Below are 14,847 nucleotides of genomic sequence, written 5' to 3' on the forward strand. Positions count from 1 at the left end.
ATCTATTGCACAATCTACATCCAATCCTGTCCCTGCAGTTCAATCAGCTCTTTGAGCTCATGGTTAGACATCTCGGTCAACCAGTTCTCGCCGGAGCCCACGACCTGCTCGGACAGGCTTTTTTTGCGTTCAATCAGCTCGTCGATCCGCTCCTCCAGCGTTCCCTGGCAGATCAGCTTATGCACCTGTACATTCTTGTGCTGTCCAATCCGGAAGGCGCGGTCCGTCGCCTGATTCTCTACTGCCGGGTTCCACCAGCGGTCATAATGCAGCACATGATTGGCCCGTGTCAGATTGAGGCCGACGCCTCCTGCCTTAAGCGACAGGACGAAGAAGGCCGGACCTTCTCCCTCCTGAAAAGCATGCACCATCTCGTCGCGCTCACGCTTCGAGATGCCGCCATGCAGGAACAACGGCGTCTGCCCGTATCTGCGGGCCAGCCGGCTGACCAGCAGCTCGCCCATCGCCACATACTGGGTGAAGATCAACGCCGATTCGCCAAGCTCGGAGATGCTGTCGAGCACCTCGAACATGACATCCATTTTGCCCGAAGGCTCACTGCGCAGGCTCCGCCCCTCGTCCTTGCGGAACAGCTGGGGATGATCGCAGATCTGCTTCAGCTTGGTCAGGGAAGACAGCACCAGCCCCCGCCGGGCCATGCCCGAGCGCTCGCCGATGACGCCAAGCATCTCATCCACAACCCCCTGATACAGCGCGGCCTGGGTCTCCGTAAGCGGACAATAAGACTTCAGCTCAAGCTTCTCCGGCAGATCCTTCGAGATATCCGGGTCACTCTTGAGACGCCGCAGCAGGAAGGGCGAGACCAGCCGGTGCAGCTCCCGCAGCCGTTCGCCGCCCTCTCCCGACACATAACGCTGGCGGAAGGAATGGTACGTGCCCAGATAGCCTGGGTTGAGAAAATGGAAAATCGACCACAGCTCACCCAGCCGGTTCTCCACCGGAGTCCCGGTCATTGCGATCCGGTGCGGCGCGCTCAGCTTCATGACGCTCTGCGCCTGCTTGGTACGGTGATTCTTGATATACTGCGCTTCATCCAGCACAACGGTAGACCAGCGTACCCCGGCCAGATCCTCGCTGTCCCGGCCCGCCAAATGGTAGGTAGTCAGCACAATCTCATGGCTGGCCGCCAGCTCCTTGAATCCTTCGCCGCGCACCCGCCGCCCTCCATGGTGAATATGCAAGCTAAGCGAAGGGGCGAAGCGCTGCAATTCCCGCTGCCAGTTGCCAAGCAACGAGGTCGGGCAGAGGATCAGCACAGGCTCCTGCTTCTCGCCTGGCGGGGCATTCAGCGCCCGGTCCAGCAGGCAGGTGATGACCTGTATGGTTTTGCCGAGGCCCATGTCATCAGCCAGGCAGACGCCGAAGCCGAGATTGCTAAGCGCGGTAAGCCACTGATAACCCCGCTCCTGATAAGGACGCAGTGTCCCGTTCAGATCCTCCGGCACGGGACGCAGCGGCATTCCGCGCAGCACATCGCCATGCATGAGGGAAGCCAACAGGCCGGAAGTCTCCATGCCGGTAACCGACATGCCCTTCCACAGCCGCTCATCGCCATCTTCAGCCGTAAGACGCATCCAGTCGGCCGCAGTCATCTCTCCGCTCTCGCCACGCTTAATATATCTCAGGACCTGCCGCACTTCCTTCGGGTCCACTTCAATCCATTCTCCCCGGAAGCGCACAAAAGGCACACCCGCTTCCACCAAGGCATTCAGTTCATCCTCAGTGATATCCGAATCCCCCAAAGAGGCTTCAATGCGGAAGGAGATCAGCTCTTCCATGCCCAGCGCCGGCTGAACCGGACCGTCCATTCCGCCAACCGGCGGCTGCATCTTCATTCTCATGCCGATCCGCCGACGTCCCTCACGGCTCCAGCGCGATGGCATCTGCACCGTAATTCCCCGTTCCCGCAGCTGCTGCACGCTCTCCTTCAGGAAGAAATACAGCCGCTCCGGCGGCAGCTCAATCCCGCACGGAGCCGGTTCAGCGAGCGAACGCCGGATATCCGGCGAACTCTTCGCCGCCCGCCCCAGCGCTGCAAGCAGCTGCTGCTGGATATTGCGGTATCGCTTGCCCCATAGGGTGAATTCCCGCTCCCGGCTGCTCCACACCGCTTCTGCCGGAATCCAGAATTCCCCCTCCTCCCGGCTCTCCGCCCAGAAGGTCAGCTGCCACAGCTCGCTGTCCTCCGCCGGCGGCTCCAGCCGCAGGCCCAGACTAAGCTGTCCGCTGCGGGCCTCCTCGGTCTCGAAATGCGGCACCTCATGGCCCGCCGTCTCGTTCACCACCGTCAGCAGCTCCGTCACCTCAGCCGGGGTCCCCTGCACGGGAATATCCCGGCTGCCGGTCAGCAGACTGTTCCACCACAGCTCCGTCAGCGGAGAATAGCCGCGGCGGTAGTTGGCCTTATACGGCGCCAGCGCGCTCTCATGGGCGGCAACCACATTCTTGATCTCAGCGGTCATGACCGCCTGCAGGAAGGAATACAGCACATACGCGCCCGCTTCCTCGCGCGAGGACAGGTCACCTTCCTCGGCTACATGCGTGCCGAGCGCAAGCACCGGCATAGAGGCCGCCATCTGCAGGAAGAACTCCTTATCCGCCTCTTCCCGGAACGCCGGTGACCAGCATACGGCAGCAGCCTGTTCGCCGCCGCGCCGCCGCGAGCCCACCTTGCGCGGAGGCTGAGCTCCGGGCACAATCCCGCCCTTGCCCATCAGCTCCAGTGCGAAGCGGGCCGCTGCCGACCAGTAGCGCAGCTCTCCCCCAGGCTCAATGCCCTGGGCGCTGCTGGCCTGCTCATCCCAGGCCAGCAGCAGCTCGAAGGCATCCTTCGGCGACAGCGCCAGCCCTTCCAGCGTGCGTCCAGGCAGTCCGCGCCGCGCCGGCTTCCCCTCCGCAGCAGCGGCCGCAGGATACTTCACTTCCGCCAGCCGCAGGGCAGCACCCGCAAAAGGACGCCAGCCGCTGCGGAGCTCCAGCCGTTTGATCACGCGTGTCCATGCGTCTACCTTCGGCTCGGAGGTCTCGCCCGAGAAGCAGAATAATACGTCCCCTAACCATATTGCATACAGATGCTTAATCATTGTTGGTTGATCTCCATTCTTTTGAGCAAACAGCAAGAGCAGCCCTTCCACCCCGGAAGACTGCCTCCTGCTGCGCGAGAAATATATTATGAAGCTACACCGGCGGGAATAGCTCTAGCCGTACAGCCTTCCTGTTACGTTGTTTGCTGCAACTTTTTCTTCATCCCTTCATCTTATACGAAAAAGCCTATATTTAAAAACTTTTCTGCACATTTTCTGTGATTTTCAGCAGATTGTTGTTCAGATCAGGCCATTACTGTCCAGATTGCGTTACAGCAGGAAGAACCGGCCCGCCTCTTCAGGCAAGCCGGTCCTCAAATCGTTCCACAGTTACATCTGCCTGCCCCTAATCCGTACCCGCCAGAATCCGCAGCTCCCCACCCCCGGCAGCGTCCGCTACCTGAACGATGATCGCGCCGTTCTTGCCGTTCCGGGCCCAGCCCAGCGCCCCTTCATTCAGCTCTTCCAGACTAATCTCCGCCAGCCCCTCCACCGCAGCAACAGTGAAGAACGGATAGCAGAGCGCGAACCGCAGCGTCTCCCGGCGAGGCTTGTAGTCATGCAGCGCATACGCCCACTGCAGTGCAAGCGTACCTTCTCCGCCTTCGGCCTGCACGATAAGCTCCGTATATTGCCCTTTACGGTAGCTGAAGCTGTGGCCGTCATCCTCATACAGCTTGAAGGACGAAGAGAAGCCCGCAGCCGCTTCCGCCCCGTAGAGATGGAAGATGATCGTCTCCTCCGTGTCCTCCAGCGCATACTGTCTCAGCGGGCCCTCGGCCACGAAGCTGCCAGCCTTCACATACATCGGCATGATGTGCAGCGGCGCAGCCGCAAGAATATGGCGTCCGCCTTCATGAATCTCCCCGTCCCAATAGTCCAGCCAGCAGCCTTCCGGCAGATAGACGGAGCGGTGATCCGTATCCGGGCGGTAGACCGGGGCAATCAGCACATTTTCACCCAGCAGGAACTGGTCGCACAGATTGGTTACATGCGGATCTCGCGGATATTCGAGCACCAGCGGACGGATGACAGGCAGACCGCTCATTTCCGCTTCATGAAAAAGATTATATAAATGCGGCATCCAGCGGTACCTCAGTCCGATGAATTCACGCAGAATCCCTTCCACCTCTTCCCCGAAGGACCACGGCTCCTGGCGCAGTGTTCCGATGGAGGAATGATTCCGGCAGTAGGGGAAAAACACGCCCATTTGCGTCCACCGCACCAGCAGCTGCGCCGACGTATGATGGGCGAACCCGCCGATGTCCGGCCCCGAGAAGGCCAGCCCGGACAGCCCCATGTTCAGCACCATCGGCATCGCCATCGCCATATGCTCCCAGAAGCTGCGGTTATCGCCGGTCCATACGGCCGCATAGCGCTGGATGCCCGCATACCCGGCACGGGTCAGTACAAAGGGACGCTCGCCCCCCATATGCTCGGCCAGTCCCTCGTAGGTCGCTTTGGACATCATCATCCCGTACAGGTTATGGTATTCCTCATGCGTCACCGGCCGCCCGTTGTTAAAATGCATCACATCAAGATCCATCGTCTTGGTCTCATTGAAGACCGCCGGCTCGTTCATATCGTTCCAGATGCCCTGAATGCCAAGCTCGGTGTAGTATTTGTGCAGATCTCCCCACCACTCGGCGGTCCGGCTGTCGCTGAAATCAGGAAAGGCGCTGATCCCCGGCCACACCTCACCGAAGAAAATATCGCCCTCCAGGCGGCGGCAGAAATGCTTCTCCAGCACCCCTTGCTTATATACCTCGTATTTTGGGTCTTTTTTGACGCCGGGATCGACAATCGGGACAATACGCACACCCAGCTCCGCAAGCTCCGAGATCATCGTCTGCGGATCAGGGAAGTTGACAGGGTCGAAGGTGAATACGCGGTACTCGTCCATATAGTGGATATCCAGATAGATCACATCGCATGGGATGTTCTTCTCACGGAAGGTCTTGGCCAGCTGCAGCACCTCCTGCTGATTCATGTAACTGTAGCGGGACTGGTGATAGCCGAGCGCCCACTTAGGCGGAAGGGCGATCCGGCCGGTGAGCGTGGTGTATCTTCGGACAACATCCTTCATCTCGGGCCCATTAATGAAATAGATATCGTACGCTCCCGTAGAGCAGCCAATGGTAAAAGCAATGCCGTGCGAGCGCATGTCGAAATCACTCCGGCCCGTATTATCCAGAAACAGCCCGTAGGAGAGGTCACCGTGCATGTGGATAATGAGCGGGATCGACTCATAGAGCGCTTCAATCTCCGGCAGATGCGGGGCGAACACATCGGTGTTCCAGTTCGTATAACGCTCCCCGCGTTTATCCAGGAAGCTCGATTTCTCACCCAGTCCGTAGAAATGCGAGTCCGGCTGCATGTCATATTCGGCATGGCTTGCGCCGCGCGGGTTCCAGCTCGTCAGATTCTGCTGCATGATCACCTTGCCGGACGTATTCTCCACACGGAGCAGAAATGAGGCCTTTTCAATAATCAGCCGGATGGCACCGGTAGAGAAAATGAGCTGCTCCTCTGTCTCTTCTACCGGAAATAGATGCGGAATACAGCACTCCTTCAGCACAGCCTCCGAGGTGGTCAGGTCCGGTACCTTGCCATGGAAGACCTTCATCCGGAACATATCATCGCTCAGGAAGATAAAAGCCATCCCGGCGCATTCCCCCTGAACGATGTAGATATTCTCGGAGCGTTCCCAGGACACCACGCTGCCCGGCGTGTTCCAGGTCTCCTTCATCACCAGCGGCCCCATCTTCTCGGGGCGTATCGCCTCACTGCTCTCCATGAATCTTCTCTCCCTTCGCTGCTTGCTGATCTGCTTCTTGACTACATATTACCCCGGGCCTAAGGAATACTATCCGCGATTCTTATGACCAATTGGTCATTTTTTTGCCGGATTAGTCTTAATTGCTGCCAAAGCGGGTATATTCTATATAGGCCAAGGCCAAAACGTAGTTATCAAACAAGTTAGGGAGTGGTCATATGACTAGAACTAATCCTTATAAGTGGGGGAATCTGCTGCTCTTCCTCGGCGTCATTGCCGTCAATACCCTTTCAGTCGTCCTGCCGCTTGGCGGGAACAGCACCGCCGAAATCTCGGACAGGTATCATACGTACCTCACACCGGCCGGATATGCTTTTTCCATCTGGTCCCTGATCTATCTGCTGCTGGCCGGATTCATTATTTATCAGTTCCGCAGCGATACCGGGGGCAGGGATTCCGTCCGGCGGATAGGGATCTGGTTCATGCTCAGCTGTATCTTCAATATGGGCTGGCTGCTCCTCTGGCATTATCTGTACATTGAGTTATCGCTGGTGGCGATGGTGCTTCTGCTGCTCTCCCTGATCGTCATTTACCGCAAGACCCGCTACATTGCAGATCCCACGACTGGCGAGAATTGGCTCGTGAAGCTACCATTCAGCCTCTACCTCGGCTGGATCTCGGTAGCCACCATTGTCAATGTCAGCGTTGTGCTGGTGAAGAATAACTGGGACGGCTTCGGACTCAGCGCCCCGTTCTGGGCAGTCATCATGCTCAGCGTCGGTGCTGTGCTGGCTGTGCTGGTAAGCTACCCGTACCGGGACAGCATCTATCCGCTCGTCTTCGTCTGGGCTTACATCGCCATCGCTATCGAGCATAAGGCCACGAATGAGGTGTATTTCACCGGCCTGGTTGCAGCAGGACTACTCTTGCTCTACAGCATCTGGCTGCTGCTGACTCCGCGCCGTTCCCGTAGCAGGTACTTGATTCGCTAATATGTGCACACAAAAATCCCCCGCACGTCTGTTTCACGTGCGGGGGTTTCCATGTACCCTGCCTTGACCGGATGCATCCGGCCTGGCTTATTTCTTGCGTGCTACCGCTTCGATCTCGACCAGCGCGTCCTTCGGCAGACGGGCTACCTCAACGGCACTGCGGGCCGGGTAAGGCTCGGTGAAGAAGGTGCTGTACACCTCGTTAACCGCCGCGAAATCATTCATATCCTTCAGATACACGGTTGTCTTCACCACTTGATCCATTGATGCTCCGGCCTCTTCCAGGATGGCCTTCACATTGTTAAGCGACTGGCGTGCCTGCTCCTGCACACTGCCCGGCAGTTCCGCCGTCTGCGGGTCCATTCCGAGCTGGCCTGAAGTGTAGACCCAGTTGCCGGCAACAATCGCCTGGCTGTAAGGACCGATCGCTCCTGGAGCTTTGTTTGTAGCTACTTGTTTTTTGGTCATAGTGAACGCCTCCTGCATGCTGTACGCGGCCTGTAGACCGCTATGTACATTCTAAATCGTATGCTTATTGTAAGTCCTGGGGTCTGCAGTTTGCAAACCCTGCTGCCCAGCTAATGCTTGCCGATCACATGAATGACTTCATTCGTGTAGATATGCACGCCGCCTGTATCGGCCAGAGCAATATTCATCATCGCCCGCGCAACCGTGGCTGCTGGAATGGCCCGGAACTTCGCAGCCTTGCCTACCATGGCGAAATCCAGCGCCTTCATCAGCACAGCCGCTGCGCGTTCACCCAGCCTGAATTCTGCCCGGTCGCCCAGCAGCAGCGAAGGCCGGAACAGATGCAGGCCGTGGAATCCGGCAGCAATCAGACCCTCCTCCGTCCGCCCCTTTATCCGGCTATAGAAGGTGCGCGATTTGGCACTGGCTCCCATAGAGGACACAGCCAGGAACTGCTTCACGTTATGCTCTTTGGCCAGGGTCGCAGCGGCAAGCGGGTACTCCAGATCTACCCGTTCGAACTGCTCCTGCGAGCCCGCCTGCTTAATCGTCGTTCCCAGGCAGCAGAATACTGCATATACACCGGCGAATTGCTCGCTGTATTGCTCAAGCCGGTCCCAATCCACTTGAATCTGTCTCAGCTTGGGATGCTCAAGCGCAAGCGGACGGCGGACCAGTACACGGACCTCGTCCCAATTCCCGCCCAGCAGGTCCCGGGTCAGCGCACTGCCGACCAGACCTGTAGCACCCAGTACCAGTGCAATTCTTGTCACCGAAATAGCCCCCTTATATTCCTCCTTATTCATCCCGCAGAATACGGCGGCCCAGCAGCAGTGCCAGCAGAATCATCAGCACGCCTACCACTAACTGCATGCCGTAGATCTGCATCCACTGGGGCCATTCCTTAATCCATTCATAGATACGGCCGCCCAGCAGCGGACCGAAGAAGGCCGCCAGACCGGTAAGCGCCGCATACATCGCCATATACATCGGCCGTTCGCGCTTCGGTGTATCACCAATAATGAAGTTGAAGGCGAGCTGGTTGAAGCCGCCCACGCCCACGCCGAACACAATATGGGCTGCGAATAATACAGGAAGCATCGGCAGCACGGACAAGAGCCCCCAAATCAGGGAAGAGACCGCGATAATCGGCAAGGTCCAGAGCAGCAGCTTCTTGTTACTGTGCCTGGCGTTCAGGTTGCCCCATACATAGAAGCTGGCCATCATGAAGACCGTCTGCGCCACATTCAGCAGGGAGAGCTTCTCATAATTGATATTCAGCAGCTGCAGCATGACATAGGAATATAGCGGTACGGTCAGGTTCTGCAGCAACAGCCAAGCAGACAGGAACAGCGTGGATTTCATGAACAGTTTGTCCTGAAGCGGCTTCCTGAGCATCGGCAGGAAGGCCTTCTCTTCGGATTTCTCAAACGGCACATCCGGGTAGAAGAAGAACACCACAATGTTCGAGATCGAGAAAATCCACACTACAATATACAGGATAAGGAATCCGTGTCCGCCCGGGTAACGGTCAAGAATAATACCGCCCCCGTACATCACCAGGCTTCCCAGCGCATTAAGGAACGTATTACGAATGCCGAAATACCGGCCCCGGACCCTTGCAGGCACCAGGTCACTGATGACGGAGTTCCAGAGCACACCACCTGCGGTGTTCGCAATGAAAGCAATGGTATACAGAACGATGAAGGCGGTAACCCAGTGCTCTTGTGGAAAAATAAACGGAACCAGGCCCGTAGATCCCCACAAGAGACGGTGTAAGCCAATAAAAGTCACGAGCGCCCACTTGCGGCTCGGCAGCTTCTGGATCAGGAAGGCCACACCGATCTGTGCGACGTTCACCAGCGTAGTAAGCGCCAGGACAAATCCGATCTGACTGGAGCTGGCACCCAGGTATAACAGGAATCCTGTAAGAAATTGGCCTTGCAGCAGCACCTGGAATATGGTGGATGGTATCCCCTCAAAGGTAGCGATCTGCAGATTCTTGCGGTGTACGGAGGCCTTGCGCAAATCCTTGGAACGGTTCCGCAGCGGCCGGCTTCTCATGATGTTCATGGGGGAATGACTCTCCTTTGATGCGGCTTTTGCTTCATTCTACTCAGCACCAGGTTCCTGTCAATACACCGAAATCACAAATAAAGTTGGAGCTGCGGGGATTAGACGGACGCGCCTGAATGCAGAGGTAAATGTAAGGAGAATATACTGCCCTGGCCTTCCTGGCTATGCAGGGTAATGAATCCGCCCAGGAGCCTGGCCAGATCATTGCTGATAGACAGACCCAGTCCCGTACCGCCATACTTGCGGCTGACATTGATATCCGCCTGTTCAAAGGCCTCAAAGATCAGATCATGCTTCTCCGGGGGAATGCCGATTCCGGTATCCTGCACCTCAAAGGCAATCCACTTCTGCGAAGCAGCCCCCTCCTGACGTTCCACTACACGGATATTCATAGTGACCCCGCCAGTCATCGTGAATTTGAACGCATTCGAGAGCAGATTGCGCAGAATCTGCTGCACCCGCTGGGGGTCCGTGTAGATTACGGCCGGCACCCCTTCGTCCAGAGAGACACTGAAGGTGAGCTGCTTCTGTCTGGCTAAGACGCCGAACTGCTGAACGAGCAGATCAGGGACCTCGCTGGTATTTAAATCCTCTATAATAATATCCAGCTTCCCGGCCTCCACCTTGGACAGATCGAGAATATCATTGATGAGTGACAGAAGATCCTCCCCCGATCGGTGAATGATCCCGCCATATTCAGCAAGCTCCTCCGCACTCAGGGACTCATCGCCTTCTTCAATCATCTGGGACAGATTGATAATGCTGTTGAGCGGGGTTCTTAGTTCATGGGACATGTTCGCCAGGAACTCCGATTTGAACTGTGAGGCGAGCATGAGCTGCTTGGCTCTTTCCTCGAGCACAATTTTATTCTTATGCAGCTCCTCCGTCTGCTCGGACAACAGCTCATTCGCTCTTACGATCTGTCCGGTACGCATCAGGTCCAGATGGAAATCCCGGATGATCAGGGCGAACAGAGCACTGAGGACAAGGCCTGCGGGAAAGGTAACCGGCAGAATCTTCGTTATGTAATCATGTGTGGGAATGACCCCAAATACGGCAATATTCAGCACATTTACTACATTGACTACCAAGATGGTGCCAATCCCCTTATACATCACAGAGGAAGACGAACGCTTCATCCATAGGCTTAGAGCGGCACAGACAAAGCCCAGGATCGTCAGATTCAGCACGCCTACCAGCGCTGCCTCGTTCACTCCGAAGGTCAGGCGCGTAAGCCCGGTTGCGATTCCGATGATAATCAGGACCACGGGCTGGGGGTAAGCCAGGGTTGAGATGATAAGCGGTACGTACCGCAGGTCAAATATGACATGCTCATTCAATCTGTAGCCGAAAAAGGTGCTGATCCACCCCGCGAAGACCGCGAGCAGCACCCAGCTTATTCTTTTTACAGTCTCGGATGCGTGGGTTACGGTGTACTTGTATATTAGATTCGCCAGATACGACAGCGTGATCAGTAAGGCTGTATTCACAAAAAAGATTTTGACATATTCCATGGCTTCACTCCTGCAGCGAAAATAAGTTCACAATAATATTTATAGTATCATACTGGAGGAATGAAAACATGAAGCATGAGGGCCATTGCATATGTATATGTATGAGAGTGAAGGCTGCCGCATGTCCGGAAGACAGCAAAAGAGCGCAAATCAGATCTGATTTGCGCTCTTTCATTGCCTTTTATCGTTAACTGCTGATTAGCTGCGGTGGGAGGACTCCCATTTATGGTACTCCGCTTCGGCTTCATCCTTAGAATGGCCGTAACGCTCCTGCAGCTTGCCTACCAGCTTGTCTTTTTCACCGTCGATGATATCCAGATCGTCATCTGTCAGCTTGCCCCATTGCTTCTTGGCTTCACCTTTAATCTGTAACCATTTGCCCTTAATCACATTGTTATCCACTACAAGCTCATCTCCTTAGTTGTCAAATTTAATGTCTGGCGAAAGCTTATAATTACTTGTGATCTATTACCCCTATGACTTTTCGCTGAATCGCCCTGGAGTTCAGGGGCTGCACCTACAACCGGGTGAAACCATGCAGAATAACTCAACTTTTGTCACATAAAAGTCTTTATAAAAAGCTATTCAACTATCTTAAAATTTGATATACTTCAGAAGTAAATTTATTTATGATTTAAGTGATTATTTTCACATGATAGTTCCATAGCTTGTGCTAAAATGCCATCGAAGAAGAAACGATATGATTAAATTTTTTCTTATTGTCTGCCGATATATGTCGTATGCCTGCTACAAAAAGGGACTTAAGACCGAGATGAGAGTGACATTTATCATTTATAAAGTGATTTTTATCACTTCCACCGCTATTAAAATGTTTTACATTTTAATATATATATTTTAAACTATTTTCTTGGAGGTCATATCAAAATGAAAAAAGCTTCTGTAATCTTGTCGAGCGCACTGGTGCTGGGTACTTTACTCGCTGGTTGTGGCAACAGCAACAAAGCTGAGAATGCAGCTGCAACAACTGCACCTGTAGCAACTGCTACTGCCGCAGCTGAAGCAACTACTGCACCTGCAGCCGAAACAGGCAAGTACCAGGACGGAACCTACTACGGTACAGTGGATGCCGATCCAGAAACTGGCTGGCAGACCTTTACACAACTGACTGTAGAAGGCGGCAAAATCACCAAAGCTGACTGGAATGCTTTCAACGTTAAAAAAGCGGGCGATTTGAAGAAAAAAGTATCTGAAGACGGCAACTACGGCCTGGTAAAAATCGGCGGAGCGAAGTCCGAATGGCATGAACAGGCTGCTCTTGCTGAAGCCTACCTGATTGAAAAACAAGATCCTGCTGCTCTCACTGTAAACGCTGAAGGCAAAACAGATGCAATCTCCGGTGTATCCGTACACGTTAGTGATTTCGTTGGCGCGGCTCAGGCTGCACTTGCTGCCGGCCCTGCACAAGCAGGCCCATACAAAGATGGCGGATATACTGCTGAAGGCGAAATGGATGCTAAATCCGGCTGGAAGTCCACTGTAGCTCTGTCTGTTGCTAACGGCAACGTTGTAGCTGTTAATTTCAGCGGTGTGAATGCTGCAGGCGACGATAAGAAACAATATTCTGTAGACGGCAAATACGGCATGAAAGCCGGAGGCGCTGCTGCTGAATGGCATGAAGAAATCGCCCTTGCCGAGAAATACTTCCTTGAGAACAAAGGCGTAGCTCCTACCCTGGATGCTGAAGGTAAAACAGACGCAATCTCCGGCGTATCTATCCACGTTGGTGAATATTTCACACTTGCACAAAAAGCACTCGAAGGCGCGAAATAATTATTCGTTACCCTTTTGCAGCTAATCAGATGAATGAGGTGAGTTTCTCTTGAAGAAAATAGTCATTTTGGGCGGCGGCTACGGCGGCGTACTCACGGCTAAGAAACTGGCAAAGAAATTTAAGAACGACAAAGATGTAGAAATCAAACTGATCGACCGAAATCCATACCACACTCTTTTGACTGAGCTGCATGAGGTTTCTGCGAATCGCGCACCTGAGGATTCGATCAAAATTGACTTGAAGAAAATCTTTGCCGGACTGAAGGTAGATGTTGTTCTGGACGAAATCAGCAACATTGATTTCAAGAACAAGAAGCTGAAGTCCGACAAAGCCACTTATGCTTATGATTATCTGGTCATCGGCACAGGAAGCAAGCCAACCTTCTTCGGAATCCCCGGAGCAGAAGAGAATACCTTCTCCTTCTGGTCCTACGATGATGCAGTTGCCTTGAAGCGTCAGATCCGCGACATGTACACCAAAGCTGCGAAGGAAAAGAACCCGGCTACACGCCGCGCTATGCTGACCTTCGTAATCATCGGTGCCGGCTTTACCGGCGTTGAGCTTGTAGGTGAAATGGCCGAGCAGCGCGACGAGCTCTGCAGAGAATTCTTCATTGATCCTTCCGAAGTCAGACTGGTCGTGGCTGATATGGCTCCGAAGATTCTGCCTATCCTGCCGGATAAGCTGATTCAGAAAGCCGAAGCCCGTCTGCGCAAGCTGAAGGTAGAAATCGTTACCGGCGCCAAAATCACCGAAGTAGGCGCAGGCTCCGTTGCCCTCGGCGAGAAGAACATCGTGGATGCACAGACAATCGTCTGGACAGCCGGTGTTGAAGGCTCCGAAATCGTCGGCAACCTTGATGTTCAGCAGCAAGGCCGCAAGCGTATTGTTACCAATGAACACCTTGAAAGTGTTGACCATAAGAACGTATACGTTGTAGGGGATAACATCTTCTTCATCCCTGAAGGCGAAGAGCGTCCAGTTCCGCAAATGGTTGAGAATGCTGAACAAGCGGCTCCGGTTATCGCAGGCAATATCACTGCTGATATCAAGGGTACGCCTAAAAAAGCATACAAACCAGGCTTCCACGGCACCATGGTTTCGATCGGCAGCCGCTACGGTGTAGCGAACGTTGGTCTTCCCGGCAAGTTCTTCATGCTGACCGGCTTCATGGCTATGTTGTCCAAACATTTCATCAATATGTTCTATCTGTCCCAGGTTGTGGGCTTCAACAAGGTCTGGACATACATGATGCACGAGTTCTTCCATGTGGAGAACCGCAAGAGCTTCGTCGGCGGTTACTTCTCCAAGCGCTCGCCGAACTTCTGGCTCGTTCCGCTCCGTATGTTGCTCGGGGGAATGTGGTTATATGAAGGTATAGAGAAGATCCGCAAAATTTGGGTTGATCCAAATAAGATTTTCCTGATTCCTGCGGCTCCTTATGCAGACGCCACATCAGCAGCAAGTCAGGCTGTGGATGCAGTCAAAACTACCGTAGATGCCCAGTCTGCCGCTTCCGCAGTATCCACTGCAAAAGAAGCTGTATCAGCTCTTCCGGTTCCAGGCTTCATCTATGATATCTCTAACTGGTTCATGGATCTCATGTTCTATAACCCGGACGGTTCTTACACCTTCCTCGCTAAATGGTTCCAAATCGGTATGGTTTGTGCCGAGATCGTCTTCGGTGTAATGCTGATCGTTGGTCTGTTCACAGCTATCTCTGCTCTGGCCACGATAGGTATGGCGGTTATGATCTGGACCACCAAGATGGCAGCAACAGAAATGCTCTGGTATGTTGGGGCAGCTATTGCCTGCATCGGCGGTTCCGGCAGCGTGTTCGGCCTGGATTACTATGTTCTTCCTTGGCTCAAGAAGCAGTGGAAGAGGATTCCTCTCGTCCGGCGCTGGTATCTGTATACTGACTGATGAACCGGGTAACCGGTGGTTAAGACCTACATTCATTTATAACAGCGGCGTATGCACAGGCTGCGCTGCTGCAAGCTGAATAGGATATTCTTAAGAGTAATGTGTCCCTAGGACACATTACTCTCCTTGTTTAACGAGGTGAAAGTACATTTATATGTTCGTTTTCAATAAAATGGTTTTGTAGGGAAAATCAGGGATT

At 54.1% G+C, this 14,847-nt stretch carries 10 protein-coding genes; 3 read left to right on the top strand and 7 right to left on the bottom strand.

The genetic code is table 11. The features are described 5' to 3' along the window. Positions 1 to 14: 14 nt before the first annotated feature. Positions 15 to 3,104, bottom strand: a complete 3,090-nt coding sequence (locus tag MKX42_RS31775) for a DEAD/DEAH box helicase (RefSeq protein WP_340757396.1) — start codon at positions 3,102 to 3,104, stop codon at positions 15 to 17. Between the two features lie 346 nt (positions 3,105 to 3,450). Then, a complete protein-coding gene (locus tag MKX42_RS31780) occupies positions 3,451 to 5,901 on the bottom strand; it encodes a glycoside hydrolase family 31 protein (protein ID WP_340757397.1) in 2,451 nt (816 codons plus the stop codon). Positions 5,902 to 6,098: 197 nt separating this feature from the next. On the opposite strand from MKX42_RS31780, the gene MKX42_RS31785 reads away from it, so the two are divergent. Continuing rightward, a complete protein-coding gene (locus tag MKX42_RS31785; RefSeq protein ID WP_340757398.1) occupies positions 6,099 to 6,872 on the top strand; it encodes a TspO/MBR family protein in 774 nt (257 codons plus the stop codon). Between the two features lie 87 nt (positions 6,873 to 6,959). Here MKX42_RS31785 and MKX42_RS31790 read toward each other — a convergent pair whose 3' ends face one another. From MKX42_RS31790 to MKX42_RS31810, 5 genes are all read right to left on the bottom strand, one after another. Next, positions 6,960 to 7,340: a RidA family protein gene (locus MKX42_RS31790; RefSeq protein WP_340757399.1), complete on the bottom strand. Its 381-nt coding sequence runs from the start codon at positions 7,338 to 7,340 to the stop codon at positions 6,960 to 6,962. 110 nt (positions 7,341 to 7,450) lie between these two features. Next, complete coding sequence (locus MKX42_RS31795; protein WP_340757400.1) at positions 7,451 to 8,113, bottom strand: oxidoreductase; 663 nt, start codon at positions 8,111 to 8,113, stop codon at positions 7,451 to 7,453. Positions 8,114 to 8,138: 25 nt separating this feature from the next. Beyond that, a complete protein-coding gene (locus tag MKX42_RS31800) occupies positions 8,139 to 9,413 on the bottom strand; it encodes an MFS transporter (protein WP_340757401.1) in 1,275 nt (424 codons plus the stop codon). A gap of 101 nt (positions 9,414 to 9,514) precedes the next feature. Then, a complete protein-coding gene (locus tag MKX42_RS31805; RefSeq protein WP_340757402.1) occupies positions 9,515 to 10,930 on the bottom strand; it encodes an ATP-binding protein in 1,416 nt (471 codons plus the stop codon). A 198-nt stretch (positions 10,931 to 11,128) separates the two neighbouring features. Then, positions 11,129 to 11,332 carry a CsbD family protein gene (locus MKX42_RS31810; protein ID WP_036695255.1) on the bottom strand — a complete coding sequence of 68 codons (204 nt, stop codon included), beginning with the start codon at positions 11,330 to 11,332 and terminating at the stop codon, positions 11,129 to 11,131. Between the two features lie 483 nt (positions 11,333 to 11,815). On the opposite strand from MKX42_RS31810, the gene MKX42_RS31815 reads away from it, so the two are divergent. Together MKX42_RS31815 and MKX42_RS31820 are read left to right on the top strand one after the other, a co-directional pair. Further along, positions 11,816 to 12,721: an FMN-binding protein gene (locus MKX42_RS31815; RefSeq protein WP_340757403.1), complete on the top strand. Its 906-nt coding sequence runs from the start codon at positions 11,816 to 11,818 to the stop codon at positions 12,719 to 12,721. A gap of 49 nt (positions 12,722 to 12,770) precedes the next feature. Further along, the gene (locus MKX42_RS31820; protein ID WP_340757404.1) at positions 12,771 to 14,648 is read left to right on the top strand and encodes an FAD-dependent oxidoreductase; all 1,878 of its coding nucleotides are present in this window, start codon (positions 12,771 to 12,773) and stop codon (positions 14,646 to 14,648) included. Positions 14,649 to 14,847: the final 199 nt, after the last annotated feature.

This window comes from Paenibacillus sp. FSL R7-0204, assembly GCF_038002225.1.
Taxonomy (GTDB): Bacteria; Bacillota; Bacilli; order Paenibacillales; family Paenibacillaceae; genus Paenibacillus_AQ.

Bases quoted from the DNA above. Each gene is read 5' to 3' on its own strand.
- MKX42_RS31775 (WP_340757396.1), bottom strand. From the start codon at position 3,104: ATGATTAAGCATCTGTATGCAATATGGTTAGGGGACGTATTATTCTGC.
- MKX42_RS31780 (WP_340757397.1), bottom strand. From the start codon at position 5,901: ATGGAGAGCAGTGAGGCGATACGCCCCGAGAAGATGGGGCCGCTGGTG.
- MKX42_RS31785 (WP_340757398.1), top strand. From the start codon at position 6,099: ATGACTAGAACTAATCCTTATAAGTGGGGGAATCTGCTGCTCTTCCTC.
- MKX42_RS31790 (WP_340757399.1), bottom strand. From the start codon at position 7,340: ATGACCAAAAAACAAGTAGCTACAAACAAAGCTCCAGGAGCGATCGGT.
- MKX42_RS31800 (WP_340757401.1), bottom strand. From the start codon at position 9,413: ATGAACATCATGAGAAGCCGGCCGCTGCGGAACCGTTCCAAGGATTTG.
- MKX42_RS31805 (WP_340757402.1), bottom strand. From the start codon at position 10,930: ATGGAATATGTCAAAATCTTTTTTGTGAATACAGCCTTACTGATCACG.
- MKX42_RS31815 (WP_340757403.1), top strand. From the start codon at position 11,816: ATGAAAAAAGCTTCTGTAATCTTGTCGAGCGCACTGGTGCTGGGTACT.